General features: G+C 66.6%; 26 protein-coding genes. 20 read left to right on the top strand and 6 right to left on the bottom strand.

Features of this window, described 5'->3' with window-relative positions:
- The first annotated feature begins 71 nt into the window (after window positions 1–71).
- The 16 genes from NNZ72_RS15855 (at window position 72) to visR (ending at window position 15,403) form a co-directional block, all read left to right on the top strand.
- Window positions 72–1,049 carry an ABC transporter permease gene (locus NNZ72_RS15855; RefSeq protein WP_257316350.1) on the top strand — a complete coding sequence of 326 codons (978 nt, stop codon included), beginning with the start codon at window positions 72–74 and terminating at the stop codon, window positions 1,047–1,049.
- The gene (locus tag NNZ72_RS15850; RefSeq protein ID WP_257316349.1) at window positions 1,049–2,044 is read left to right on the top strand and encodes an ABC transporter permease; all 996 of its coding nucleotides are present in this window, start codon (window positions 1,049–1,051) and stop codon (window positions 2,042–2,044) included. The genes NNZ72_RS15855 and NNZ72_RS15850 overlap by 1 nt, the downstream gene beginning before the upstream one ends.
- An 11-nt stretch (window positions 2,045–2,055) precedes the next feature.
- Entirely contained in the window at window positions 2,056–2,370 is a 315-nt protein-coding gene (gene rhaM / locus NNZ72_RS15845; RefSeq protein ID WP_257316348.1) for an L-rhamnose mutarotase, read from the top strand.
- A gap of 519 nt (window positions 2,371–2,889) precedes the next feature.
- Window positions 2,890–4,479 carry a globin-coupled sensor protein gene (locus NNZ72_RS15840; protein ID WP_257316346.1) on the top strand — a complete coding sequence of 530 codons (1,590 nt, stop codon included), beginning with the start codon at window positions 2,890–2,892 and terminating at the stop codon, window positions 4,477–4,479.
- Window positions 4,480–4,542: 63 nt separating this feature from the next.
- Window positions 4,543–4,842, top strand: coding sequence for an STAS domain-containing protein (locus NNZ72_RS15835; RefSeq protein WP_257316345.1), 300 nt, complete (start codon window positions 4,543–4,545; stop codon window positions 4,840–4,842).
- Window positions 4,839–5,204: a chemotaxis response regulator CheY1 gene (cheY1, locus tag NNZ72_RS15830; RefSeq protein WP_257316344.1), complete on the top strand. Its 366-nt coding sequence runs from the start codon at window positions 4,839–4,841 to the stop codon at window positions 5,202–5,204. The genes NNZ72_RS15835 and cheY1 overlap by 4 nt, the downstream gene beginning before the upstream one ends.
- Window positions 5,205–5,220: 16 nt before the next feature.
- Window positions 5,221–7,527 (top strand): chemotaxis protein CheA, encoded by a 2,307-nt coding sequence (locus NNZ72_RS15825; RefSeq protein WP_257316343.1) that lies wholly within the window; start codon window positions 5,221–5,223, stop codon window positions 7,525–7,527.
- Between the two features lie 4 nt (window positions 7,528–7,531).
- Entirely contained in the window at window positions 7,532–7,996 is a 465-nt protein-coding gene (locus NNZ72_RS15820) for a chemotaxis protein CheW (RefSeq protein ID WP_257316342.1), read from the top strand.
- The gene (locus NNZ72_RS15815) at window positions 7,993–8,901 is read left to right on the top strand and encodes a protein-glutamate O-methyltransferase (RefSeq protein WP_257316341.1); all 909 of its coding nucleotides are present in this window, start codon (window positions 7,993–7,995) and stop codon (window positions 8,899–8,901) included. The genes NNZ72_RS15820 and NNZ72_RS15815 overlap by 4 nt, the downstream gene beginning before the upstream one ends.
- Complete coding sequence (gene cheB, locus NNZ72_RS15810) at window positions 8,898–9,956, top strand: protein-glutamate O-methylesterase CheB (protein ID WP_257316340.1); 1,059 nt, start codon at window positions 8,898–8,900, stop codon at window positions 9,954–9,956. The genes NNZ72_RS15815 and cheB overlap by 4 nt, the downstream gene beginning before the upstream one ends.
- Complete coding sequence (locus NNZ72_RS15805; protein WP_257316339.1) at window positions 9,956–10,345, top strand: response regulator; 390 nt, start codon at window positions 9,956–9,958, stop codon at window positions 10,343–10,345. Before cheB ends, NNZ72_RS15805 begins: the two co-directional genes overlap by 1 nt.
- On the top strand, window positions 10,342–10,896 hold the full coding sequence (gene cheD / locus NNZ72_RS15800) for a chemoreceptor glutamine deamidase CheD (RefSeq protein WP_257316338.1): 555 nt from the start codon (window positions 10,342–10,344) through the stop codon (window positions 10,894–10,896). Before NNZ72_RS15805 ends, cheD begins: the two co-directional genes overlap by 4 nt.
- Before the next feature lie 72 nt (window positions 10,897–10,968).
- Entirely contained in the window at window positions 10,969–11,358 is a 390-nt protein-coding gene (cheT, locus tag NNZ72_RS15795) for a chemotaxis protein CheT (RefSeq protein ID WP_257316337.1), read from the top strand.
- Window positions 11,359–11,620: 262 nt separating this feature from the next.
- Entirely contained in the window at window positions 11,621–13,312 is a 1,692-nt protein-coding gene (gene fliF / locus NNZ72_RS15790) for a flagellar basal-body MS-ring/collar protein FliF (RefSeq protein ID WP_257316336.1), read from the top strand.
- Between the two features lie 593 nt (window positions 13,313–13,905).
- A complete protein-coding gene (gene visN / locus NNZ72_RS15785; RefSeq protein ID WP_257316335.1) occupies window positions 13,906–14,649 on the top strand; it encodes a transcriptional regulator VisN in 744 nt (247 codons plus the stop codon).
- 10 nt (window positions 14,650–14,659) lie between these two features.
- Window positions 14,660–15,403 carry a transcriptional regulator VisR gene (gene visR, locus NNZ72_RS15780; RefSeq protein WP_371747766.1) on the top strand — a complete coding sequence of 248 codons (744 nt, stop codon included), beginning with the start codon at window positions 14,660–14,662 and terminating at the stop codon, window positions 15,401–15,403.
- A 33-nt stretch (window positions 15,404–15,436) separates the two neighbouring features.
- Here visR and NNZ72_RS15775 read toward each other — a convergent pair whose 3' ends face one another.
- From NNZ72_RS15775 to motA, 6 genes are all read right to left on the bottom strand, one after another.
- Complete coding sequence (locus NNZ72_RS15775) at window positions 15,437–15,880, bottom strand: BspJ family T4SS effector nucleomodulin (RefSeq protein WP_257316334.1); 444 nt, start codon at window positions 15,878–15,880, stop codon at window positions 15,437–15,439.
- A gap of 5 nt (window positions 15,881–15,885) precedes the next feature.
- On the bottom strand, window positions 15,886–16,965 hold the full coding sequence (gene flhB, locus NNZ72_RS15770) for a flagellar biosynthesis protein FlhB (RefSeq protein ID WP_257316333.1): 1,080 nt from the start codon (window positions 16,963–16,965) through the stop codon (window positions 15,886–15,888).
- Window positions 16,966–17,069: 104 nt separating this feature from the next.
- Window positions 17,070–18,107 carry a flagellar motor switch protein FliG gene (gene fliG / locus NNZ72_RS15765; protein ID WP_257316332.1) on the bottom strand — a complete coding sequence of 346 codons (1,038 nt, stop codon included), beginning with the start codon at window positions 18,105–18,107 and terminating at the stop codon, window positions 17,070–17,072.
- Window positions 18,108–18,134: 27 nt separating this feature from the next.
- The gene (gene fliN, locus NNZ72_RS15760; protein WP_257316331.1) at window positions 18,135–18,743 is read right to left on the bottom strand and encodes a flagellar motor switch protein FliN; all 609 of its coding nucleotides are present in this window, start codon (window positions 18,741–18,743) and stop codon (window positions 18,135–18,137) included.
- Window positions 18,744–18,805: 62 nt separating this feature from the next.
- Window positions 18,806–19,750: a FliM/FliN family flagellar motor switch protein gene (locus NNZ72_RS15755; protein WP_257316330.1), complete on the bottom strand. Its 945-nt coding sequence runs from the start codon at window positions 19,748–19,750 to the stop codon at window positions 18,806–18,808.
- 4 nt (window positions 19,751–19,754) lie between these two features.
- Window positions 19,755–20,633, bottom strand: a complete 879-nt coding sequence (gene motA / locus NNZ72_RS15750; RefSeq protein WP_257316329.1) for a flagellar motor stator protein MotA — start codon at window positions 20,631–20,633, stop codon at window positions 19,755–19,757.
- Window positions 20,634–20,803: 170 nt separating this feature from the next.
- On the opposite strand from motA, the gene NNZ72_RS15745 reads away from it, so the two are divergent.
- Genes NNZ72_RS15745 through NNZ72_RS15730 form a run of 4 tightly spaced genes read left to right on the top strand, consistent with a single transcriptional unit; the run spans window position 20,804 to window position 24,289 of the window.
- Window positions 20,804–21,583, top strand: a complete 780-nt coding sequence (locus tag NNZ72_RS15745) for a DUF1217 domain-containing protein (RefSeq protein ID WP_257316328.1) — start codon at window positions 20,804–20,806, stop codon at window positions 21,581–21,583.
- A gap of 1 nt (window position 21,584) precedes the next feature.
- Window positions 21,585–22,310: a flagellar basal-body rod protein FlgF gene (gene flgF, locus NNZ72_RS15740; protein ID WP_257316327.1), complete on the top strand. Its 726-nt coding sequence runs from the start codon at window positions 21,585–21,587 to the stop codon at window positions 22,308–22,310.
- A gap of 6 nt (window positions 22,311–22,316) precedes the next feature.
- Complete coding sequence (gene fliI, locus NNZ72_RS15735) at window positions 22,317–23,729, top strand: flagellar protein export ATPase FliI (protein WP_257316326.1); 1,413 nt, start codon at window positions 22,317–22,319, stop codon at window positions 23,727–23,729.
- Window positions 23,726–24,289, top strand: coding sequence for a flagellar protein (locus tag NNZ72_RS15730; protein ID WP_257316325.1), 564 nt, complete (start codon window positions 23,726–23,728; stop codon window positions 24,287–24,289). Before fliI ends, NNZ72_RS15730 begins: the two co-directional genes overlap by 4 nt.
- Window positions 24,290–24,361 lie beyond the last annotated feature (72 nt).

Below are 24,361 nucleotides of genomic sequence, written 5' to 3'. Positions count from 1 at the left end.
CATCCTCGGCCATAAACACAGTGCCCGAAAGGCAGATGTCGAAACGCATTTCATTGGTAGGGCCGCCTGACATGAAGACGCTTCTGAAAAACCGCGAGATGCTGCTGGTCGCCGCGATCGTCGCCCTTGTCGCGCTGATCGCCACGCGTTTCCCCGGCTTCGTGCGGCCGGCAAACCTCGCCAATGTCTACAACGACACGTCGATCCTGATCATCCTGGCGCTCGGCCAGATGGCCGTTATCCTGACGCGCTGCATCGATCTCTCCATGGCCGCGAGCCTCGCGCTCTGCGGCATGGTGGCGGCGATGCTGAACGCGGCGATGCCCGGCCTGCCGATTCCGCTTGTCATCCTGATCGCCATGGCGCTCGGCGCGGTGCTGGGCTCGGTCAACGGCCTCCTCGTCTGGAAGCTCGACATCCCGCCGATCGTCGTCACGCTCGGCACGCTCACCATCTATCGCGGCCTGATCTTCCTGCTCTCCGGCGGCGCCTGGATCAACGCGCACCAGATGAGCGACGCCTTCAAGGCGCTGCCGCGCGGGCCCATCCTCGGCTTCCCGCTGCTCTCCTGGCTGTCGCTCGCCATGATCGCGCTGATGTTCGTGGTGATGAGCCGCACGCCGCTCGGCCGCGCCTTCTTCGCCGTCGGCGGCAACCCGCATGCGGCCGTCTATACCGGCATCGACGTCGGCCGCACGCGCTTCCTCGCCTATTGCCTCTCCGGCACGCTCGCCGGCCTTTCCGGCTATCTCTGGGTGTCGCGCTATGCCGTCGCCTATGTCGACATCGCCGCCGGTTTCGAGCTCGACATCATCGCCGCCTGCGTCATCGGCGGCGTGTCGATCGCCGGCGGTATCGGCTCGGTGGCGGGCACGGTGCTCGGCGCGCTCTTCCTCGGCGTCATCAAGAACGCGCTGCCGGTCATCAACATCTCGCCCTTCGCGCAGATGGCGATCTCCGGCACGGTGATCATCATCGCGGTGGCCGTCAACGCCCGCGCCGAGAAGCACAAGGGCCGCGTCATCCTCAGGAAAGCGGAGGCTCACTGATGGCCGAAGTCCCGGCTACCGTCCGCCACATCCCCGACCGGCTGGAAGGCCGCGGCGCGCGCCTCGTGAAGAGCTGGGAGACGCTGCTCGTCGCCGTGGCGGCGGCGATCTTCCTCGTCAATTCGCTGGCCTCGCCCTATTTCCTCGATCCGTGGAACCTGTCGGACGCCACCTTCAACTTCACCGAGAAGGCGATGATCGCCTTCGCCATGGCGCTCGTCATCATCTCCGGCGAGATCGACCTGTCGGTCGCCTCGATCATCGCGCTCACCTCGACGGCGATGGGATACGCCGTGCAGCTCGGCTTCGATGCGCCTGCGCTGGTGGCGGTCGGGCTTCTGACCGGCCTCGTCTGCGGCGCGGTCAACGGCCTGCTCGTCACCGGGCTCGGCCTGCCCTCCATCGTCGTCACCATCGGCACGATGAGCCTTTTCCGCGGCCTCTCCTTCGTCATCCTCGGCGACCAGGCCTTCACCGGCTATCCGCCCGCCTTCTCCTGGTTCGGCCAGGGCTATGTCTGGTGGGTCTTCTCCTTCGAGTTCTGCCTGTTTCTCGGCTTCGCGCTCGTCTACGGCATCCTGCTGCACAGGACGAATTTCGGCCGCACGGTCTATGCCATCGGCAACAACCAGACGGCCGCGCTGTTTTCCGGCGTGCGCGTGGCGCGGGTGAAGTTCGTGCTCTTCCTGCTGACGGGGCTGATGGCGGCGATCGCCTCGATCTGCCTCACCGCCCGCCTCGGCTCCACCCGTCCGTCGATCGCGCTCGGCTGGGAGCTGGAGGTGGTGACGATGGTCGTGCTCGGCGGCGTCAACATCCTCGGCGGCTCCGGCAGCATTCCGGGCGTCGTGCTCGCCGCGCTCATCATGGGCATGGTGACCTTCGGCTTCGGCCTTCTCAACGTGCCGGGCATCGTCATGTCGATCTTCATCGGCCTGCTGCTCATCACCGTGATCGCGCTGCCGATCCTCTACCGGCGCGTCCGGGGTCGTTGAGGAGGAACGTCATGGAGAAATACGCCTTCCGCATGCGTCTCAATCCCGGCATGGCCGAGGAATACAAGGCGCGGCACGACGCGATCTGGCCGGAGCTCGCCACACTCCTGCGCGAGGCCGGCGTGTCGGACTATTCGATCCATCTCGACGAGGAGACGAACCTGCTCTTCGGCGTGCTGTGGCGGCGCGACGACCATGGGATGGCAGCCCTGCCGGACCATCCCGTCATGAAGCGCTGGTGGGCGCACATGGCCGACATCATGGAGACGAAGCCCGACAATGAGCCCGTCGCCGTGCCGCTTCGCAACGTCTTCCACATGGAATGACGGCCTAGAAGACCCTCGCCTTGGCCGGCATGCGGCCCGCGTCGATGTCGAGAAGAAGATAGACGGCCGCAAGCGTCGCGGAAGCGATCATCACGGCACCCAGTCCCAGAACAATCATTGCCCGTTCCCCACTGACGTCGTCATCGTCAGATCATGGGGCCGATCCTGCGCGCGCGGACTTGCCCGGGGCTTGCGTCGCTGTGCCGATTTTCGCGGAAGCTGAGGGCATCGGAGTGGATCATTAACCTTCAGGCAAGGAATTAACCATAAACATTGTTCCACACGTCGGAATGGGAAATTCGGCTTTTCCCACCCAGGCATGATGCCGAACCGCCGTACCGGGTCCGAGCCGGTATTCGAGTTTTTCACCGAATTTGAACATGGATCGACGGCCGGCCTTCTCAGGCCCCGGCTTCCCGGGGCGTCCGCTCAGTCGCCTCCGTTCATGGACAGGTTCGCCCGGCCGCCTTCGCGAGCCGGCTTGAGCATCGTTGGTTGGGGAGCGGATTGGTGCAGGACATGCCGGCAGAACAGGCTCGAACGGGACAGGCGGCAAGCCTGCGCGACCGTTTGCGCTTCGCCGGGGTGGAAGGCGACCAGGGCGAGCGGCTGCGCGCCCATCGCCAGACGCTCGAGCGCCATGTGGAGCGGGCGCTGCGCGATCTCTTCCAGCGTTTCCAGACCTTTCCCGATGCCGCCCGCCATTTCCAGAGCGAACGCCAGATCGACCGGCTGCACGACCTCCTCAGCTCCCACTGGAGCGTGCTGACCGACGCCCGTTTCGATGCGCTCTATGCCGAGCGCGTCAAGGTGCTCGCCGACACCGAGAGCCAGATGGGCCTCGACCCGCGCTGGCGCATCGCCGGCCATGCCGTCGTCACCGAGACGGTGGTGACCGCCCTCATCGACGAGTACTGGCCGAAATCGCTGCTGCCCGGCGGCAATGCGCGCCGTGCGGAGCTGAAGGAGCTCGTCTCCGCCTTCCTGCGCACCGCCATGGTCGATGCCGAGATCGGCGTCTCGCTGCGCTTCAACCAGCTCCGCCACGCCCATCAGCGCGCGCTCGCCGAGCAGCGCCGCGAGGATCATGCCGAGCTCGACCGTGTCTTCGGCGAGGCGGTCCGCAGCCTTTCCCGCCTCGACCTCTCCGCCGGGACGGCCGGCGAGATGCCGGACGCCTGGCGCACGCTCGCCGACACGCTGAACGGCGCGCTCGAGGAAATCCGCAACCGCCTCTCCGCCGCCGCCGAGACCGTCGCCCGCTCCGACGGGCTCGCAGGCGCGATCGCCTCGCAGGCCGGCGCGCTCTCCGCGCACACGGCCGGGCAGTCGGCGAGCCTGATCGAGACGGCCAACGCGCTCGGCGCCATCGCCGGCCGCGTCCGCCGGACGCTCGACGAGACCCGCAAGACCGAGACGGCCGCCGCCGCCGCCTGCCAGTCGGTGGCGCAGACGGGCGACATCGCCGGCCGCGCCATGTCCGCCATGGCCGACATCGAGGCCTCGGCGGAGAAGATCGGCCAGATCATCGGCGTCATCGACGAGATCGCCTTCCAGACCAACCTGCTCGCGCTGAACGCCGGCATCGAGGCCGCGCGCGCCGGCGAGAGCGGCCGCGGCTTTGCCGTCGTCGCGCAGGAGGTGCGTGCGCTCGCCCAGCGCTCCGCCGACGCCGCGCGCGAGATCAAGCAGCTCGTCACCGGCACCAAGGCCCAGGTCGAGGCCGGCGTCGAGCACGTCCACCGCACCCAGGACGCGATCGGCAGCATCGTGCGCCAGGTCGCCGAGATCAACGAGGCGATCACCGGCATCGCCCGCGAGAGCGCCGCCGACGCCGAAGGGCTCGACGGCGTCACCGCCGGCGTCGCCGGCATCGGCCGCGCGCTGGAGGCGGGCGCCTCGGACGCCGGCCGTCTCGGCACGGCCGGCGGGGACCTGCACACCGTCATCCTCGAACTCGGCCGCACGATCCGCGAATTCCATGTCGAGGCGCGCCGCGACGATCGCCGCGAGGCCCGCAGCCCCGTGCCCGCCCGGCAGCCGGCCCCGGAAGCGGAACCCGCCCCCCTCGATTTTCTCGCGCCGCGCGCCGCCGGACTGGGTGGCTGACATGGCAGGAGATGGATTTTCGCAGACAACGAAAGCGCACAGAGCGAAACAAGGAGCGCGGTAATGGCGAGCAGGAAAGCCGCTGAAAAGAATCTGAGCCTTGCGGCCGTGCTGGACCTCAACGAGGCCTCGGCGCTGCACAGGCAGCTGATGGGCATGAAGGGCAGCAATGTCGTCATCGACGCCTCGGCGGTCGAGCGGGTCGGCGCGCTGTGCGTCCAGGTGCTGATGGCCGGCGCGAAGACCTGGGAGGAGGACAAGCTGTCCTTCACCTTCGCCAGGGTCTCCGACGCCTTCATGAAGACCATGCAGCTCATCGGCGTGAACATTGATCATTTGCTGGCGAAGGAGATTCGGCAATGAAGAAGAAGGTACTGACCGTGGATGATTCACGGACGATCCGGAACATGCTTCTGGTGACCCTCAACAATGCGGGCTTCGAGACGATCCAGGCCGAGGACGGCGTCGAGGGTCTCGAGGTGCTGGAGGACGCCAATCCGGACGTCATCGTCACCGACATCAACATGCCGCGCCTCGACGGCTTCGGCTTCATCGAGGGCGTTCGCCGCAACGAGAAGTACCGGGCGATCCCGATCCTCGTGCTGACGACCGAGAGCGATGCCGAGAAGAAGAACCGCGCCCGCCAGGCCGGCGCCACGGGCTGGATCGTCAAACCCTTCGACCCGACCAAGCTGATCGATGCAATCGAGCGTGTAACCGCCTAATCCAGGATTCCTCCCTATGGATATGAACGAAATCAAGGAGATCTTCTTCCAGGAGTGCGAGGAGCAGCTCGCCGAGCTGGAATCGGGTCTCCTGCGGCTGAACGACGGGGATCGCGACCCGGAGACGGTGAACGCCGTGTTCCGCGCCGTGCATTCGATCAAGGGCGGCGCCGGTGCGTTCGGCCTCGACGATCTCGTCTCCTTCGCCCATGTCTTCGAGACGACCCTCGATTGCGTTCGATCCAACAGGCTGGAACCGACCCAGGATGTCCTCAAGGTCATGCTGAAGTCCGCCGACGTGCTGGCGGACCTGACCAATGCGGCCCGCGACGGCGGCGGCGTGGACGAGACCCGCTCGCGCGCCCTCATCGGCGAGCTTGAAGCGCTCGCCCGCGGCGAGACGCCGGTGGCAAGCGAGGCGCCCGCCACCAAGCCCGCGGCCCCCGCACACCAGGCGGCCGCCCCGGCACCGGCGGTCGAGACGCCGCCCGTCAACGACGAGGGCTTCCAGCCGATCCCGTTCTCCTTCGACGACTTTGGCGACGAGCCGCCCATCGAGCCCTACGTTCCCACCTGCGAGATCGTCTTCCGGCCGAAGAAGGAGCTCTACGCCAAGGGCAACGAGGCGACGCTGCTCCTGCGCGATCTCTCCCGCCTCGGCGAGATGAGCATCTATTGCGACATGGACCGCCTGCCGTCGCTCGCCGAGATGAACCCGGAGGAAGCCTATTTCTCCTGGAAGATCTCGGTGACGTCCGACAAGGGCGAGGACGGCGTACGCTCGGTCTTCGAATTTGCCGAATGGGACTGCGAGCTCGACATCCGCACCGTCGAGGAAGAGACCGTCGGCGAGGCCCCTGCCGAGGACGAGGAACTGCCGATGCAGCCGGTGCCCTTCGATCTGTCGATCCTCGACGAGGAAGCGCCCGCCGCGGCCGAGGACGAGGAGCCCGCCGTCGCCGACGGCGATGCGGCCGCCGCTGTCGCCGCCGCCGAGACGGCGACCAGGATCGCCCAGGCCGCGAGCAACGCCAGCCGCGCCGCCGCCGAGACCGCCAAGGCGGATCGTGCCGCCGCGGCCGCCGCCAATGCCGCCGCGGCCAACAACCAGGCCGCCGGGCAGACGATCCGCGTCGACCTCGACCGCGTCGACCGCCTGATCAACCTCGTCGGCGAGCTGGTCATCAACCAGGCGATGCTCTCCCAGAGCGTCGTCGAGAACGACAACAACGGCACATCGTCGATCAACATGGGCCTCGAGGAGCTGCAGCAGCTCACCCGCGAGATCCAGGATTCTGTGATGGCGATCCGTGCGCAGCCGGTGAAGCCGGTGTTCCAGCGCATGTCGCGCATCGTCCGCGAGATCGCCGACGTCACCGGCAAGTCGGTGCGCCTCATCACCGAGGGCGAGAACACCGAGGTCGACAAGACGGTCATCGACAAGCTGGCCGAGCCGCTGACCCACATGATCCGCAACGCCGTCGACCACGGCCTGGAATCGCCCGAGAAGCGCGAGGCGCTCGGCAAGAACCCGGAAGGCACCGTCCGGCTCACGGCGAAACACCGTTCCGGCCGCATCGTCATCGAGCTTGCCGACGACGGTGCGGGCATCAACCGCGAGAAGGTGCGCCAGAAGGCGATCGACAATGACCTGATCGCCGCCGACGCCAACCTGTCGGACGAGGAGATCGACAACCTGATCTTCCACGCCGGCTTCTCGACGGCCGACAAGATCTCCGACATCTCCGGCCGCGGCGTCGGCATGGACGTCGTCAAGCGCTCGATCCAGGCGCTCGGCGGCCGCATCTCGATCTCCTCGAAGCCCGGCCAGGGCTCCGTCTTCACCATGAGCCTGCCGCTGACGCTCGCCGTCCTCGACGGCATGGTGGTGACGGTCGCCGGACAGACGCTCGTCGTGCCGCTGACGGCCATCGTCGAGACGCTGCAGCCGGAGGCCTCCGCCATCCATTCCTTCGGCGCCAGCCAGCGGCTGATCTCGATCCGCAACTCCTTCTGCCCGCTGGTGGACGTCGGCCGCATCCTCAATTTCCGCGCCATGCAGGCCAATCCCATCGAGGGCGTGGCGCTGCTGGTCGAATCGGAAGGCGGCGGCCAGCGCGCGCTGATGGTCGATGCGATCCAGGGCCAGCGCCAGGTCGTCATCAAGAGCCTGGAGGCCAACTATACCCACGTTCCCGGCATCGCCGCCGCGACCATCCTCGGCGACGGCCGCGTGGCCCTCATCCTGGACGTCGATGCGGTCGTCGCCGCATCGCGCGGCCAGTCCCTGAAACCCGAAACCTCTCTTGCTGCAACCGGTTGAGGACATGACGTACGCGGTCAAGAATCTCACTCAAGGACGCGAGCTGATCGCCTTCAGGATCGGCGATCAGGAGTTTTGCGTGAACATCATGTCGGTCAGGGAGATCCGCGGATGGACTCCTGCCACCGCCATGCCGCACGCGCCGCCTTACGTGCTGGGCGTGATCAACCTGCGCGGCGCGGTGCTGCCGATCGTCGACCTGTCGCTGCGCCTCGGCATGAAGCCCGCCGAGCCGACGGTGCGCCACGTCATCATCGTCGCCCAGGTCGGGCCGAAGGTGGTGGGGCTCCTGGTCGATGCCGTGTCCGACATCCTGACCGTGACCGACGACAATATCCAGCCGACGCCCGACATCGCCAACGAGGCTGAGAAGGCCTATGCGCGCGGCATCCTCGCCATCGAGGGCCGCATGATCTGCCTGATCGAGCTCGACGCCCTGTTCCCGCACACCGAAAGCGAAGCCGCATGACGTCAGTACCGGCAAGAGACCTGCGACAATCCCCGGACGAGTGCCTGGCGAGCGGCGAATATCCGCTGACGCGCCGCGACCTCTCCGAGATCGCCGCCATGATCTACGCGGACGCGGGCATCTATCTCAACGAGACGAAGGCCTCGCTCGTCTATTCGCGCCTGTCGAAGCATATCCGTGCGCTCGGCCTCAAGGGCTTCCGCGACTATTGCCAGCTCGTGTCCTCGCCGGAGGGTGCGGCCGCGCGCAAGGAGATGCTGTCGCATCTGACGACCAACTTCACGCGCTTCTTCCGCGAGAACCACCATTTCGACCATCTGCGGACCGAGGTCCTGCCGGCGCTTCTCGACCGCGCGCGCTCGGGCGGCCGGGTGCGCATCTGGTCGGCGGCCTGCTCGGACGGGCAGGAACCCTATTCGATCGCGCTCACCGTCCTGTCGCTGATGCCGAACGTCATGGACTACGACTTCCGGATTCTGGCGACCGACATCGATCCGAAGATCCTCGCCACCGCGCGGGCCGGAGCCTATGACGCGACGGCGCTGGAGACGGTGAGCCCCGCCATGCGCAAGCAGTTCTTCCGCGAGGTCGAGACCGGCGGGCGGCAGAAATTCCAGGTCGACGACCGCGTGAAGCGGCTCGTCACCTTCAACGAGCTGAACCTGCTCGCGCAATGGCCCTTCAAGGGGCCGTTCGACGTGATCTTCTGCCGCAACGTCGTCATCTATTTCGACGAGCCGACGCAGATGAAGATCTGGTCGCGCTTCGCCGGCATGCTGGCGGAGAACGGCCATCTCTATATCGGCCATTCCGAGCGCGTCTCCGGCGAGGCCAAGGGGCAGTTCGACAATATCGGCATCACCACCTACCGCTATACCGGCAGACACCGGGGGAGAGGCGCATGACAGCACCCGCACGCGTACTTGTCGTCGACGACTCGCCCACCATGCGCGGGCTGATCACGGCCGTGCTGAGCGCCGACCCGGAGGTCAGCGTGATCGGGCAGGCGGGCGACGCCATGGAGGCCCGCAATGCCATCAAGCAGCTCAATCCGGACGTCGTGACGCTGGACATCGAGATGCCGAACATGAACGGCCTCGAATTCCTCGACAAGATCATGAAGCTGAGGCCGATGCCGGTCATCATGGTCTCGACGCTCACCCATCGCGGCGCGGACGCCTCGCTGATGGCGCTGGAGATCGGCGCCTTCGATTGCGTCGGAAAGCCGCAGCCCGGCGATGTGCGTCCCTTCGGCGACCTCGCCGAGAAGGTGAAGGCGGCCGCCCGCTCGCAGCACCGCTACATCCGCACCGAGGCTCCGCCGCTGGCGCCGAGTGCGGCCAACGTCAATTCCGCCGTCAACTACCGTTCGGGCCGCAAGGTCGTCGCCATCGGCGCATCGACCGGCGGCGTGGAGGCGCTGATCGCGGTCCTGCAGAAGTTCCCGGTCAACTGCCCGCCGACCGTCATCACCCAGCACATGCCCCCGACCTTCACCAAGAGCTTCGCCGAGCGGCTGAACCGGCTCTGCGCGCCCGTGGTCGAGGAGGCGACGGACGGGGCGCGGCTGGAGATCGGCAAGATCTATCTCGCCCCCGGCGGCGAGCGTCACCTGCAGATCGCCAATGCGAGCGCGCCCTGCTGCCGCCTCGTCGAGCGCGATCCGGTGAACGGCCACCGCCCGTCGGTGGACGTGCTGTTCGATTCCGTGGCCGAGCTCGCCGGCCGGAACGCCGTCGGCGTCATCCTCACCGGCATGGGCCGGGACGGGGCCGCCGGCCTGTTGAAAATGCGTCACGCAGGGGCGCGGACCATCGGTCAGAATGAAAAAACCTGCGTCGTATATGGAATGCCGAGAGTGGCCTATGAGCTGGGGGCCGTCGAGCACCAGTATCCGCTCTCCTCCATAGGGGAGGAAATCTTGAAGATCACTGCGGCCCGTAGAGAAGGGAGCGAATAATGTCTATCGCCGAAAAAATCAAAGTTCTCATCGTCGACGATCAGGTGACGAGCCGTCTGCTTCTGGGCGACGCCCTCCAGCAGCTCGGCTTCAAGCAGATCACGGCGGCCGGTGACGGGGAGCAGGGCATGAAGATCATGGCCCAGCAGCCGCACCATCTCGTCATCTCCGACTTCAACATGCCGAAGATGGACGGCCTCGGCTTCCTCCAGGCGGTCCGGGCGAACCCGGCGACGAAGAAGGCGGCCTTCATCATCCTGACGGCGCAGGGCGACCGTGCTCTGGTGCAGAAGGCGGCGGCCCTCGGTGCGAACAACGTGCTCGCCAAGCCGTTCACCATCGAGAAGATGAAGGCGGCGATCGAAGCCGTGTTCGGGGCGTTGAAATGACATTCGAAGCCGGGGCGCGCCGCGTCCATGTCATTCAGGGCGAGTATAAGGTGGTCAACGATCCCGACGTGGTGTTGACGACCATCCTCGGCTCCTGCGTGGCTGCCTGCATGCGCGACCCGGTCGTGGGCGTCGGCGGGATGAACCATTTCCTGCTGCCGGGGTCCGCCGACGCACTCGCCGCGGGCGGCGATGCCACGCGCTACGGCGTGCACCTGATGGAGCTCCTGATCAACGGTCTCCTGAAGCAGGGCGCGCGCCGCGACCGGCTGGAGGCGAAGATCTTCGGGGGCGCCAGGACGATCGCCCGCTTCTCCAACGTCGGCGAGCAGAACGCGCGCTTCGCCCGGCAGTTCCTGCTCGACGAGGGCATCCGCATCGTCGGCGAGAGCACCGGGGGCGACCACGGGCGCAAGCTGGAATATTGGCCCTCCACGGGCCGGGCGCGCCAGTACGCGCTGACCGGCGTGGAGACGCAGCGCACCGTGGCGATGGAGCAGCGCCCGGCGCCCGTCGTCAAGCCGGTGGAGAACGCCATCGAATTCTTCTGAGCGGATGGCCCGCTCCGGAAGGACCATCAAGGCCGGGCTCGCGCCCGCCGCATGCAGGAAAGAGGATCATCCATGCAAGCCGAGTATCTGAGTGCAGCGCCTGCCTTGGAGGAATCCCTTCCGGACGTGCTGATGCGCATCGTCTCCGAACTGCACGACGTCGCCTATCTCATCGAGCGCATCGAGCCGCAGCTCGGCCATCTCCACACGGTGTCCGAGGCGGATTCGGCCGAGCGGATCATGGTGCTGCAGGGCATCGACCTCGCGGTGCAGAAGACGCGCGGGCTTGCCGAGTTCATCGACACCGTGACCGGAAGCATCCCGGAGACCTGGATGGTCGACGTGACGACCGCGCTCAACCTGGTCAAGCTCGCGGACATGCGCAAGGCGCTCGCCGACGGCCTGCGCCACGGCCATTCCCAGCCGCTCGGCAAGGTCGCCGGCGACTTCGAGGCCTTCTGAGCCGCTTCCCCTCTCTTCTTATCATATGTCCAGGACGGCGCCCGAGGGGCGCCGTTTCGCGTTTGCGTGCGCCGGCGGAACGAAACGCTCGCGCAAGTTTCGCCGGCTAGTCTCGCGATCGGGTCAGGTAGATCCGCGTACTTCATGGGGCGGGGCAGCGCGTGCGGCAAGAGTGCCGTTCCGTCTCACGAGATCGAAATTGCATCTGCCCCTGCCGGCATGTCGAGCCGGTTTCCAGATGCCAAGTCCGTGCGGGAACAGAATGAATCTGTCGGAACAGTTGACGAATGTCTACAACAACCTGGCCTCGTTAGGCCGGACGAAGCTCGCGATGCTGGCCGGCGCCGCGGTTGTTTCGATCGGCCTCGTGCTTGCCGCCGGGATTCTCGTGAACAAGCCCGCCTACGAGACGCTCTATGTCGGTCTGGAGAAGGCCGATGTGAACCAGATCAGCATCGCGCTTGCCGAAGCCAACATCGACTTCAACACGGGGTCGGACGGCGGCAGCATCGAGGTTCCGGTCGGCCAGACCGGCAAGGCCCGCCTCTATCTTGCCGAGCGCGGCCTGCCGAGCAGCACCAACGCCGGCTACGAACTCTTCGACAAGGTCGGCTCGCTCGGCCTCACTTCCTTCATGCAGGAGGTGACGCGCGTCCGTGCGCTCGAGGGCGAGATCGCCCGCACCATCCAGCAGATTTCCGGCATCGCCGCCGCCCGCGTCCATATCGTGATGCCGGAGCGCGGCAACTTCCGCAAGGCCGACCAGGTGCCGACGGCCTCCGTCATGATTCGCGCGAGCGCCCAGGCCGGCCGCGAATCGGCCGCCGCCATCCGCCACCTCGTCGCCGCCTCCGTTCCCGGGCTCGAGGTCAATGGCGTGACGATCCTCGACTCCGCCGGCCAGCTGCTGGCCTCCGGCGACGACGCCGAGAACGGCACGATCAACCGCTCGCTCACCGCCGTCCAGACGGTCCAGGGCGAGATCGAGCGCAACATCGAGAAGGCGCTGGCACCCTTCCTCGGCATGGACAATTTCCGCGCCAGCGTCACCGCCACGCTGAACATGGACAGCCAGCAGATCCAGGAGACGGTCTACGACCCGGAATCGCGCGTGGAGCGCTCCGTGCGCGTGACGCGCGAAAGCCAGAAGTCCAGCCAGAAGCAGGGCCAGAAGGCGACGACCGTCGAGCAGAACATCCCGCAGGGCGGGCCCGAGGGCGACGGCGCCGGGCCACAGTCGAGCGACGAGGCCGACAAGAAGGAAGAGCAGACCAACTACGAGATCAACAGCAAGACCGTCGCGACCGTGCGCAACAGCTACGAGGTCGAGAAGCTGTCGGTCGCCGTCGTGGTCAACCGGTCCCGTATCGCCGCCATGGTCGGCGAGCCGGCGGACCAGGCGAAGATCGACGCCTATCTCGCCGAGATGCAGAAGATCGTCACGTCCGCCGCCGGCCTCAACGACGGCCGCGGCGACGTGATCACGCTGACGGCGATGGAATTCCTCGACCACCAGCTGCTCGACGAGGCCGTGCCCGGCCCCGGCATCATGGAGGTGCTGACGCGCAATCTCGGCGGCATCATCAATGCCCTGGCCTTCCTCGGCGTCGCCTTCGTGGTGGTCTGGTTCGGCCTGCGCCCCGTCGTCAGGACGGTCGCGGGCGGCGCCGGCGGCAATGCATTGGAAAGCGATGCGGCGGGCCTCGAGTTGCCCGACTTCTCGCCGGCGGCCGGCGTCGGCGGCCCGGGCGCCACGCTCATGGACGGCTTCGGCGCCGACTTCGGCTTCGACAGCACCGACGATCTGCTCAATGCCGGCGACGACGGCGAGGGCGCCTTCAACCGCCGCGTCAAGGAAGGGCCGGAGCGCCGCCTCAGCCGCATGGTCGAGATCAGCGAGGAGCGCGCCGCCAAGATCCTGCGCAAGTGGGCGGTCGACAAGGAAGCTGCCTGACGCCTGCCCGCGGGGCAGGGACGGATCGGGTAGAAAGGGGCGCGGCCGCCATGGCCGCGCCCTTTGTCGTTGGCGCGCAAAGCTGTGGGCAGGCCATTTTTTGATTCGCCTGTGGCTCATTTGCAACGATCGAAACCGGCTCGAACGACAAATTTTTCGCCTCTCGATGCATGTTCCGGGTCTGTCCCATGCAGGTCGCGAGGCGCGTGAAAAAAGTTCGTCCTCCGGACACGCCCGGAAGGGATCGAGGCCTGCAATTCAGAGCTGTGCAGGCCTTCCCGGGTGCGGATTCATATCCGTGGTCGCGGGGAATAAATCATGGTTAACAGTCAGTTAACGATGGTCGCTCATGTGGCGGCATATGTACTTTAAGGTGCAAATCAGTGTGTGCGGATCGGCCCATAGAAGCGCCGAAAAGTAAATCCCAAGAAGAAGGCGGTAGTTTTCACAGGCGTCCGATGTACACTTTAGACACTGATTCGCTTCGTGATTCCCGTCGATGCGGCTTGACCGTCGGGGCGCCGGATTGTCCGGCTCTCTCGATGGAAGGGAGACGGGATCGAGCGCGGCGAATTCGGCACAGGGGGCTTAATATGGAAACGATCCGGTCGGATGTCGCGGCCTGGGAGTCCTATGGATTCTCCGCCGAGTCGGGTGAGCGTAAGAGTACGCGTGAACTTCTGGTTCAACAGCTCGGACATTGCGCGGAGGACGTCAGCCTTTCCGCCGGTCTCAAGGCCCTGACCGGTTACGTCAGCGCCTCGCATTATCTCCTCGTCCGGCACGACGCGCTGCTGGACAGCAACCTGGACTTCGTCGTGGCCTCCGATTGGCCCTTCGACATGGTCCGCAGCATCTCCGCCGCCGTCAACGGCGCCCAGTCGCGCATGAGCGAGATCGAGAAGTGCCTGAGCCTTCTCAAGCCGTCCTTCGCCCATCTCGACGACCGGATCGCCGTGCCGGCGGGCATCAGCCGCGAATATTGCGTGGTCGCCTTCCAGGTCGGCCGGGTGCGCATGTCGCTGATGCTGCTCTTCCCGGAATATTTCATCCTCTCGCAGAGCAAGCTGCGCGACGTCGGCGTCATGGCGGGCTACTTCGCCAGCGTCTGCTGCGCGGGCGCGATCCTGCGGCAGGACCGGGAGCTAGAGCTGACGGAACGGGAGATCGAGTGCCTCTACTGGATCGCCGAGGGCAAGACGAGCGACGAGATCGCCGTCATCCTCGGCATCTCCCGCAACACGATCAACAACTACATCACCAGCGTCATGCGCAAGACGGCCACCAAGACGCGCTCCGAGGCGATCGCCTGGGCGGTGCGCAACGGCCTGGTCTAGGAGGTCGGCGATGGACATCCGGCTTTCCGGCGCTTCGGCCATGGAGACGGAGATCAAGCTCGCGCGGCCGCCGAAGGCCATGCGGGCGGCCGACTTCGTTTCCCGCCTCCAGACGATGCAGGCGCTGATCGGCGCGCGCCACTTCGCGGTGCTGCGCGTCACGGGCCACGGGCTGCTCTCGGCGCGCAAGCTGGTCGCCTCCCTCAACAACTGGGGCACGGAGGCCGACGAGACGGCGCGCACGCTCTTCGACGCCTATGGCGCGCCGATGCTGTCGCATCTGGAAGCCTCCATGCTGCCGCTCGTCTGGGAAGGCGCGGGCGAGGGGCAGTTCGTCGAATCGGGCGCCGATCCCTTCGTCTGCCGCCTGCCGGCGCGCCTGCTCGCCGCCTCCGGCGTCGCCTTCCCGGTGCGCCTCGGCGCCCACGGCAACGGCTATGTCCTCTTCACCGGCAGCTTCATCGGCCTGTCGAGCGACATCGTCATCGACATGCACCTGAAGAGCTGCCAGATGCTGGCGGACATGCTGGCGGGCGAGGAAAAGCGGCTGGCGCCGGCGGAGGCCCTGAGCGAGCGCGAGCTCGCCTGCCTGCAGATGGCCGGCGACGGCTGCATCTCCGAGGCGATCGCCGAGAAGATGGGCCTGTCCGTCCACACCGTCAACGCCTATCTCGGCACGGCGACGACCAAGCTCGACGCCGTCAACCGCATCCAGGCGATCGCCAAGGCGATCCGCCTCGGCTACATCACCTGACGGGAAGGGGAGGGCGGCCCGCGGCCGCCCGTCTCAATGGGCCTGGGCGTTCGCCGAGCCGGGCTTGACGTAGCGTGCCTCGTCGAGGCTCTTGCGCAGGAAGGCCGTGTTGTCGTCCGGATCGGCCAGCGGCTCGTTGAAGGCGACATGCGTCACCTCCACGCCCGCCTTGTCCTTCTGCAGCAGCAGCTTGGCATAGACCGTCACGCCCGGCGGGCGGATTTCCATGTCGAGCGTCACCTCGGGCTCGATGCCCCAGTCGAGGCGGTAGTCGCCGCCGGCGCCGAAATTGATCGTGCCCGGCAGGAAATAGAGTTCGGCGGCCGACGAGACCAGGTCGGCGAGATTGCCGTAGCACTCGAAACGCAACAGCGAGACGAGATCGGCGGCGTCGAGCATTCTCAGCTCCGTGGCCACCGGGCAGATTGCTTCGGCGACAATCTTCTCGCGCTCGGCGGAATAGGTGCATTTTCTCATGGGATCTAGTTCACCCGTCTGGTCTGGGGCGAAGCTGCGTAAACCCGGTGAATCAGCTCCGCCACGGCCTTGTAGAACACCGGCGGAATGACACTATCCACCGAGACTTGCGCAAACATTGAGCGTGCGAGCGGCGGATCCTCGAAGACGGGGATTCCGTTCTGCTCGGCGATCTCGCGGATCTTCAGCGCGACGAGGTCCTGCCCCTTGGCGACGACGACGGGCGCGTCGCCCTCCTCGCGCACGTAGCGCAACGCCACGGCGAAGTGGGTCGGGTTGGCGATGACGAGCGTGGCGCGCGGCACGGCCGTCATCATGCGGCGGCGGGCGCGGTCGCGCTGGATCGAGCGCATGCGGGCCTTGACGATCGGGTCGCCCTGCGCCTGCTTCATCTCCTCCTTGATCTCCTGCTTGGTCATGCGCAGTTCGGTGAACCAGTGATAGCGCGTCCAGGTGACGTCGATCGCCGCCACGAAGAAGGTGGCGAAGAGGATGACCAGCAGCACCTTGCTCACGTCGCCGATCAGCATGTAGACGAGCGTCGCCGGCTCGGAGAACATCGTGTCGAGGGCTGCGAAATAGTCGCGGCGCATGACGAGCGCGACGACGAGCGACACGACGAGGATCTTGATCAGCGACTTGCCGAACTCGACCAGGCCCTGCTTGCCGAAGATGCGGGTGAAGCCCTTCATCGGGTTGAGGCGCGAGATCTGCGGCCGCACGCGCTCGAGCACCGGGCTCGGCAGGTTCTGCAGCACCGAGGAGGCGATGCCGAACAGCATCATCATGACGAGCACGGGAAGCAGCAGCGCGCCGGCCTCCCAGCCGAGATGGCGGAACAGCGACAGCACGTCGCTTCCTGTGTCGAGCCGCCAGGCCTCCGGCTTCTCGAACAGGTCGCGCAGCGTCTCGTTCATCCGCGCCACGCCGTCCGGCAGGAAGAAGACGAGGAAGAGATAGATCGCGATCGTCGAGGCGAAGACCGGCACCTCGCGCGAGAACGGCGTGTTGCCCTTCTCCACCGCGTCATGGATCTTCTTCTCGGTCGGGGCCTCTGTCTTGCTGTCCTTGTCGTCGTCCGACACGTCGGGCTCCTATGCCGGCCGCAAATGCGCGCGGCCCGAACCCCTCGGCGAGAGATTCGGGCCGTCGATACGGTCCGCCCGTGGCGGCAGTGTGTCAAGCAGGATCAGGCCGCTTCCTGCTCCTGCTCCTTCTCCCGCAACTGGATCTGGCCGGCGGCGGCGAGCCGGATGGCCTCCTGCGTGATCGAGCGGCGGGCGATCGCCACCTCGCGCTGGTTCACGCCCTGGTCGCCGGCGGCGAGGTCCGATTCGATCATGCGGCGCTGGCGTGCGCCGATCGCCGAGAGGACGGCCTCGCGCAGCTCCATCGAGGCGCCGCGCAGCGCCGCCGTGATGATGTCGCCCGAGACGTCGTTGAAGAGCGAGACGCGGCTGCGCTGCGGCATGTAGAGCACGTCCTCGAAGAGGAAGATCTTCGGGCGCACCTTCTTGACCGATTCGGTCGAGACCGTCTCCAGCGAGGCGAGCATCTCGTCGACCTGCGACTTCTCCAGCTCGTTCATCAGGTCGGCGACCTTGTTCGAGCCGATCGAATTGCGTTCAGCGTTGAGCGCGTCGATCATCTCGATGACGCGCGCCTCGACGATCGCGGTCGCCTTGGGGCTCGCGTCCTTGAGGTTCACGGTGCGGTTGATGATGTCGGCGCGCATCTCCTCGGGAATTTCCAGCAGCACCTTGGCGCCGAAGGACGAGGGCATCATGGAGAGGATGTAGGCGACGGTCTGCGGATGCTCGTTGAGCAGGAAGCGGCTGACGGCGATCGGATCGGAATCCTGCAGGCGGTCCCAGATGGTTGTCTCGTAGGCCTGGAACGCCGCGCGGCGGCCGAGCAGGCCGTCGACCTCGTCGGGCGTCAGGCCCTCCTCGAGGATGCCTTCCATCATCTTGGCATTGTCCATCAGCCCGGCGCCCTCGGTGAAGAGGTCCTCGAACTCGTTGACGAGATCGATCAGCTCGTGCGGCGGGATGGCGCGCAGGTTCTGCGCGGCGGCGATGATCGCCTGGAGCTCGCTTTGGGTGAAGTACTTCAAGAGCTTGCCGGCCACGCCCTTGCCCATGGCAAGAAGCACGGCGGCAGCCTTCTCCACGGGGGAGAGGGGGGCTGCGACGGCCGTGCTGCCGAAATTTTCGAAATCCATCATGGATTGCCTCCTGAGACCTGAACGGTATCAGACCTTGCGTGTACTTTTCACTTCGATCAGTTTCACCCCGAAGCGGGTGTCGTCGTTTTCGAGGACGGTGATCTCGCCGCGGCCGATGACGCGGCCGTTGACCATGACCTCGACGGGCTCGCCGATGCGCCGGTCGAGGGCGATGGTGGCGCCCTCGGTGAGGTTCATCAGACCGGAGACCTGCATCTGCGACGAGCCGAGCACGATCTGCAGATCGATCGGGATGTCCATGATGAGGTCGAGATTGGACTGCATCGCGCTGCCGGGGCGCGGCGTGTCGGCGGGGTCGGCCATGCCGGCGCCGAAGTCCTCCATGGCGCCGGTATCCGAGAAGCTCGCGCCGCCGTCGAAGCCGGAGGTGCCGAAGTCGGAGCCGCCGAAGCTCGGCTCGGCCGCGGCGCCCGCGTCGAAATCGGAGCCGAAGTCGCCGCCGAACGCGGCAAGCGGATCGGCGGCCGCCGCCACCGGCAGGCCGTCGCCGAGGCCGCCGGACGCATCCTTCTCGAGGACGCCGCGCAGGTCGTCGATCGCCTGCTCCAGTTCCTGGTCGTCCGCGTTGATGGAAGACATGATGTCGTCAGCGATGGGTGTTTTCTTCGGTGCCATGAGACCACTATTCCAGTCGAAACTTGCCTGAGGCGTGTCAAAGCGCAAGTTTCATCGATGAACTATCCGATGATGTGCTGGAGGAGGTCGTCCTCCGAGCCGTAGGTGTCCTTGACGCGGACCGTGTAACGGGCCCCCGAGCGGCCGAACTCGCAGACATAGAGGTTGCGGCCGTTGGCATTCACCTCCACGCGCACGTCGCCGGCGTCGTGGAACGGGATGATGTCGCCCGCCTGCAGCCGGCTCACCGTGTCGAGCGTCTGGGATTCGAGGCGGATGCGCGCCTCCAGCGTCACCTTGGAGCGGCGCACCTGCTCGCCGAGCCGCTCGCTCCATTCCACGCGCGTCTTCGGCGCGTTCGCCGGCTTCGGCGCGGTGATCGCGGATTTCAGGAGCACGTTCTGCGGGATGACGACGGAGAAGGACGATAGCACCGGGCCGATGCCGACGGACATGTTGACGACGGCGACGAAGGCCTCGTCCGAGCCGTCCTCGGCGGGCTTGCGGTTCTCGGCATTGTGGGCCGGGCCGAGCTGCGGCTCGTAGCCCTTGGTGTTGCCGACGGCCGAGGCCAGCACGCCGGAGATGCGGTCGAACATCATCGCGGCCACGTCGAGCTCGATCTTCGACAGCGCCCTGGGCTCCGGCTCCTCGATCGAATCGCTGACGGCCCCCAGCATGTTCTCGACGAGCGTGATGATCATCGGGCTGTCGCAGACGAGGGTGAAGCGCTCGCACCAGTCGCGCAGCGACGCGTCGCACAGCGCCATCGCGCCGCCGAGCCTTTCCAGCACGGCCGCGTATCGGCCCGTCTCGAAGCCCGCATAGGAGACGGCGACCTCGAAGCCGAGCTCGCTCTCCAGCATGTCCGGCAGGAATTCCGCGAAGACCTCGCCGAGGCTCGCGCAGAGCCTGGAGACGGTCGCCTGGTCGCCGAGATCGCCGGTCAGCCGGGCGAGTACGATCGGGTCCATCCGGGATACCTGGGTCACGGTCTCTTCCTTCATGGGGTCAGGCCGCCTTCGAATCGCCGCCGCCGCCCGGGTTCATCATCTCCTGCTCGACCGCGTCGATCGACGGGCGCTCGTAGGAGGAGATGGTCTTGCGGCCGTATTCGAGCGCCACCTGCGGCACCGAGCCGTTCATGTAGGCGAGAAGGGTCTGCTTGACGATGATGTAGAGCCGGTTCTGCTTCTCGCGCACGACCTTGATGTTCGCGGTGATCGGCGTGACGACCGAATAGGAGAGGAACACGCCGAGCAGCGTGCCGACCAGCGCCGCGGCGATCTTGCCGCCGAGGATTTCCGGGCTCTCGTTGATGGCGCCCATCGCCTTGATGACGCCGAGAACGGCCGCGACGATGCCGATCGCCGGGAAGGCGTCGCCCATTGTGTTCAGCGCATTGTAGGGCTTCATCTTGTCGCGGGTGATCGTCTGGATCTCCTCGTCCATCAGCGCCTCGATCTCGTGGCTGCGGGCATTGCCGATGATGATGAGACGGACGTAGTCGCAGATGAAGGCGGTCAGTTCCTTGTTCGCCAGCACCGTCGGCGCGGACTGGAAGATCGGCGATTCCTCCGGATTGTCGATATGGGCCTCGATCTCGTTGCGCGACTTGGTGCGCAGGTCCCGCATCAGGCTGTAGAGCACGCCGAGCGTGTCGAGATAGTGCCGCTCCTTGGGAACCTTGTGCTTGAAGGCCTCGCCGAGCGCCTTGCCGGTCTCCTTCACGACCTTCATCGTGTTGGCGACGATGAAGCCGCCGATGCCGGCACCGCCGATGATCATGAGCTCGAAGGGCTGGTTCAGCACCTCCAGATGCCCGCCCATGGCCATGTAGCCGCCGAGCACGCAGCCGAAAGTGACGATGAGACCGATGATGATGTTCATGAGCGCTGGTGTCCCGACACAATTCTGACCCTTGGGGGAATACGGGGCCAGCCTTGCGTGAGGCTGTTCCGCAAGGCTGTTTCCCCGTTCAGGTTCGCACAAGCAAGAGCCGCCAGATTCCGGCACCATGAAGGGGCTTCCTGCCCTCGCGATCCTATGGCGGACCCATCGTGACGACCACCTATACGAGCTACAAGCTGATCTCCTCCGACCTGCAGACCTCGCTGAGCCGCGTGGCCGAGCAGCCGGACGTCAAGCGCGAGACCGAGTACTATCTCTCGCGGATCGGCAGCATAAAGACGATCGACGCGTTCTTCGCCGACAGCCGTCTCTATAACTATGCGATGAAGGCGCACGGGCTGGACGACATGGCCTATGCCAAGGCCTTCATGCGCAAGGTGCTGACGGAGGGCGTCGACAGCGAGGACGCCTTCGCCAACAAGCTCACCGACAACCGCTACAAGGAACTGGCCGAGTCGCTGAACTTCGCCCGCCACGGCGAGCTCGCGACCACGTTCGAGCGCGCGCAGAAGGGCGTCGTCGAGAAATATGCCCGCCAGACGCTGGAGGTGAGCGCCGGCGAGGACAATACCGGCGTGCGGCTCGCGCTCTATTTCGAGCGTATGGCCTCCTCCATCACCTCCGGCTACTCGATCATCGCCGACGACGCGCTGTCGCAAGTGGTGCGCACCGCGCTCCAGCTTCCCGACGAGTTCGCCGCCACCGACATCGACCGGCAGGCGGCCTATTACGAGAAGGCCCTCACGCTCGCCGACTTCCAGGATCCGGCGAAGGTCGGAAAATTCCTCGAGCGCTTCACCAGCATATGGGAGCTCGAGAACCCGACCGGCAGCTACGACCCGCTCACCGCCTTCCAGCCGTCGAGCCTCACGGGCATCTCCACCGACCTGCTCATCTCGATCAACAACCTGAAACTCGGAGGTCGCTGACATGCAGACCGGGCTGTCCGTCTCGCTTTCGTCCCAGCTTGCGCTCGACCGGCGCCTGACCACGCTCGCCGACAATGTCGCCAATTCCACGACGGTCGGCTTCCGTGCCACGGAGATCAAGTTCAACGAGGTCATCAGCAACCAGAGGATCGCCGACGTCGCCTTCGTCTCGGAGGGACAGGAGTTCCTGACGACGCGCAGCGGCGGCCTGACGGAGACCGGCGGCCTGCTCGACTTCGCCATCAAGGGCGACGCCTGGTTCCAGGTCGAGACCCCGTCCGGCCCGACGCTCACCCGCGACGGCCGCTTCACGCTGACGGATGCGGGCGAGCTGGTGACGCTCAACGGCTATCCGGTGCTCGATCCGGGCGGCGCGCCGATCCAGCTCGACGGCGAGAACGGCCCGATCGCGCTCAGTGCCGACGGCCAGCTCAACCAGAACGGCCAGCCCGTCGCCGCCCTCGGCCTCTTCTCCGCGGACCTGTCGGGCGGCTTCGTGCGCGCCGGCAACAGCGGCGTGATCACCACGATCCCGCCGGAGCCGGTCGTCGACCGCGTCGATGCCGGCGTGATCCAGGGCTATGTCGAGGAATCGAACGTCAACGCCATCAGCGAGATGACGCAGCTCATCCAGGTCACGCGGGCCTTCGAGGGCATCGCCGCGATCATGCGCGACAGCGAGGAATCCATGAACGAGGCCGTACGCGTCCTCGGCGGCAGCAAGTAACCGGTCATGGCGCTCCACAGCAGCCCCGCAAACGATCTAAAGGCCGGTGCCGGCGGCCGCAGGCTCTCCGCGCTCGCGGGCCTCGTCGACCGCTACGCCTCGCCGGAATTCTCCATCGCCCACGGCGGCCACGTCCAGACCATCGCCGCCGGCAACTACACCGTCTCCGGCCTGTCGCGGCACGTGCGCCTCGGCGAGTTCGTCGCCCACAAGAGCGCGACCGGCATCCACCTCGGAGAGGTGGTGCGCGTCGAGCCGGACAGCGTCGTCGTCTGCCCGATCGAGCCCGGCGAGCCGATCGGCATCCACGATACCGTGATCCGCAAGGGCGCCTTCCGCGTGGCGCCGACGCCGGACTGGTGCGGCCGCACGATCAACGCGCTCGGCGAGCCGATCGACGGGCTCGGCCCGATCGTCCAGGGCAGCGAGCGCCGCTCCATCTCCAACTCCGCGCCGCCCTCGATGACGCGCCGCCGCGTCGAGACGGGCTTTTCGACCGGCGTGCGCGCCATCGACATCTTCGCGCCGCTCTGCCTCGGCCAGCGCCTCGGCATCTTCGCCGGTTCCGGTGTCGGCAAGTCGACGCTGCTGTCGATGCTCGCCCGCGCCGATGCCTTCGACCGGGTGGTGATCGCGCTCGTCGGCGAGCGCGGCCGCGAGGTGCGCGAGTTCATAGAGGACACGCTCGGCGAGAACCTGCGGAAATCCGTCGCGGTCGTCGCCACCAGCGACGAGAGCCCGATGCTGCGCAAGATGGCGCCGCTCACCGCCGTGACGATCGCCGAGCACTATCGCGACCAGGGCGACAACGTGCTGCTCATCATCGACAGCGTGACGCGCTTCGCGCATGCGATCCGCGAGGTGGCGACCGCTTCCGGCGAGCCGCCGATCGCCCGCGGCTATCCGGCCTCCGTCTTCACCGAGCTGCCGCGCCTGCTCGAGCGCGCCGGCCCCGGCGCGGAAGGGGCGGGCACGATCACGGCGATCATCTCGATCCTCGTCGACGGCGACAACCACAACGACCCGATCGCCGACTCCACGCGCGGCATCCTCGACGGCCACATCGTCATGGAGCGCAGCCTCGCCGAGGAGGGCCGCTATCCGCCGATCAACCCGCTCGCCTCCATCTCGCGCCTCGCCCGCAAGGCCTGGACGCCTGACCAGGAGAAGCTCGTGGGCCGGCTGAAGGCATTGATCCATCGCTTCGAGGAGACCCGTGACCTGCGCCTCATCGGCGGCTACCGGCCCGGGGCCGATCCCGATCTCGACATGGCGATCAAGCAGGTGCCGATCATCTACGAGGTCCTGAAGCAGACACCGGGCGAACGGCCGGCCGCCGACGCCTTCGCCGACCTCGCGGTCGCGCTGAAGAATGCCGCGGGCCTGGGCGGGGCGCCCGCGAGCGTGAGAAGGGGATGACAGTGACGGACTTCGACGCCGACCAGACCGTGCAGCCGCTCAAGCGGCCGCAGAGAAGCCGCTACAGCCTGTCCGACAAGATGATCGCCGGCACCGGCGTGCTCCTCGCCGCGCTTGCGGCCTTCTTCCCCTGGTACGTGTTCCTGAACCCCGACAAGTTCTCCGTTCCGGCCCTCTGGGAAGGACGCACGCGCGACCTGCCGGAGACCGCCGCCAAGGAGGTCATGAGCGTGTCGCCCGCGGCGATGGTGGACGACGACGACGATCCCGCGCTCGGCGATGCCGACCCGATCGCGACGGCGACGACGCCCGGCCTCGGCAGGGAGAAGACGCTCGGCGTCCCGGTCGAGACCGGCCTCGACCAGCCGCTGCCGGTCGCCACCGGCTTCCGCCTGATGCATGTGGCCAACGGCCGGGCGCTGATCGAGGACGCACGCGGCATGTACATCGTGCGCGTCGGATCGATCCTGCCCGACAACAGCCGGCTTGCGACGCTCGAGCAGCGCGACGGCGTCTGGGTCATCGTCACCTCGAACGGCGACGTCATCAAGCGCTACTGACGGCCGCCCTCGAGCCGCAAGACGCCGATTCGCCGGCGCGCCTGCCGCCGGCGGCGCGCCGGTGCCGGTTAT

The organism is Shinella pollutisoli (assembly GCF_024609765.1).
In the GTDB taxonomy this organism is placed as follows: Bacteria; Pseudomonadota; Alphaproteobacteria; order Rhizobiales; family Rhizobiaceae; genus Shinella; species Shinella pollutisoli.
The sequence above is the reverse complement of the archived record's forward strand: the minus strand, read 5'-3'. Positions and strand labels throughout refer to the sequence as shown.

Bases quoted from the DNA above. Each gene is read 5' to 3' on its own strand.
- NNZ72_RS15855 (WP_257316350.1), top strand. From the start codon at position 72: ATGAAGACGCTTCTGAAAAACCGCGAGATGCTGCTGGTCGCCGCGATC.
- NNZ72_RS15850 (WP_257316349.1), top strand. From the start codon at position 1,049: ATGGCCGAAGTCCCGGCTACCGTCCGCCACATCCCCGACCGGCTGGAA.
- rhaM (WP_257316348.1), top strand. From the start codon at position 2,056: ATGGAGAAATACGCCTTCCGCATGCGTCTCAATCCCGGCATGGCCGAG.
- NNZ72_RS15840 (WP_257316346.1), top strand. From the start codon at position 2,890: ATGCCGGCAGAACAGGCTCGAACGGGACAGGCGGCAAGCCTGCGCGAC.
- NNZ72_RS15835 (WP_257316345.1), top strand. From the start codon at position 4,543: ATGGCGAGCAGGAAAGCCGCTGAAAAGAATCTGAGCCTTGCGGCCGTG.
- cheY1 (WP_257316344.1), top strand. From the start codon at position 4,839: ATGAAGAAGAAGGTACTGACCGTGGATGATTCACGGACGATCCGGAAC.
- NNZ72_RS15825 (WP_257316343.1), top strand. From the start codon at position 5,221: ATGGATATGAACGAAATCAAGGAGATCTTCTTCCAGGAGTGCGAGGAG.
- NNZ72_RS15820 (WP_257316342.1), top strand. From the start codon at position 7,532: ATGACGTACGCGGTCAAGAATCTCACTCAAGGACGCGAGCTGATCGCC.
- NNZ72_RS15815 (WP_257316341.1), top strand. From the start codon at position 7,993: ATGACGTCAGTACCGGCAAGAGACCTGCGACAATCCCCGGACGAGTGC.
- cheB (WP_257316340.1), top strand. From the start codon at position 8,898: ATGACAGCACCCGCACGCGTACTTGTCGTCGACGACTCGCCCACCATG.
- NNZ72_RS15805 (WP_257316339.1), top strand. From the start codon at position 9,956: ATGTCTATCGCCGAAAAAATCAAAGTTCTCATCGTCGACGATCAGGTG.
- cheD (WP_257316338.1), top strand. From the start codon at position 10,342: ATGACATTCGAAGCCGGGGCGCGCCGCGTCCATGTCATTCAGGGCGAG.
- cheT (WP_257316337.1), top strand. From the start codon at position 10,969: ATGCAAGCCGAGTATCTGAGTGCAGCGCCTGCCTTGGAGGAATCCCTT.
- fliF (WP_257316336.1), top strand. From the start codon at position 11,621: ATGAATCTGTCGGAACAGTTGACGAATGTCTACAACAACCTGGCCTCG.
- visN (WP_257316335.1), top strand. From the start codon at position 13,906: ATGGAAACGATCCGGTCGGATGTCGCGGCCTGGGAGTCCTATGGATTC.
- visR (WP_371747766.1), top strand. From the start codon at position 14,660: ATGGACATCCGGCTTTCCGGCGCTTCGGCCATGGAGACGGAGATCAAG.
- NNZ72_RS15775 (WP_257316334.1), bottom strand. From the start codon at position 15,880: ATGAGAAAATGCACCTATTCCGCCGAGCGCGAGAAGATTGTCGCCGAA.
- fliG (WP_257316332.1), bottom strand. From the start codon at position 18,107: ATGATGGATTTCGAAAATTTCGGCAGCACGGCCGTCGCAGCCCCCCTC.
- fliN (WP_257316331.1), bottom strand. From the start codon at position 18,743: ATGGCACCGAAGAAAACACCCATCGCTGACGACATCATGTCTTCCATC.
- NNZ72_RS15755 (WP_257316330.1), bottom strand. From the start codon at position 19,750: ATGAAGGAAGAGACCGTGACCCAGGTATCCCGGATGGACCCGATCGTA.
- motA (WP_257316329.1), bottom strand. From the start codon at position 20,633: ATGAACATCATCATCGGTCTCATCGTCACTTTCGGCTGCGTGCTCGGC.
- flgF (WP_257316327.1), top strand. From the start codon at position 21,585: ATGCAGACCGGGCTGTCCGTCTCGCTTTCGTCCCAGCTTGCGCTCGAC.
- fliI (WP_257316326.1), top strand. From the start codon at position 22,317: ATGGCGCTCCACAGCAGCCCCGCAAACGATCTAAAGGCCGGTGCCGGC.
- NNZ72_RS15730 (WP_257316325.1), top strand. From the start codon at position 23,726: ATGACAGTGACGGACTTCGACGCCGACCAGACCGTGCAGCCGCTCAAG.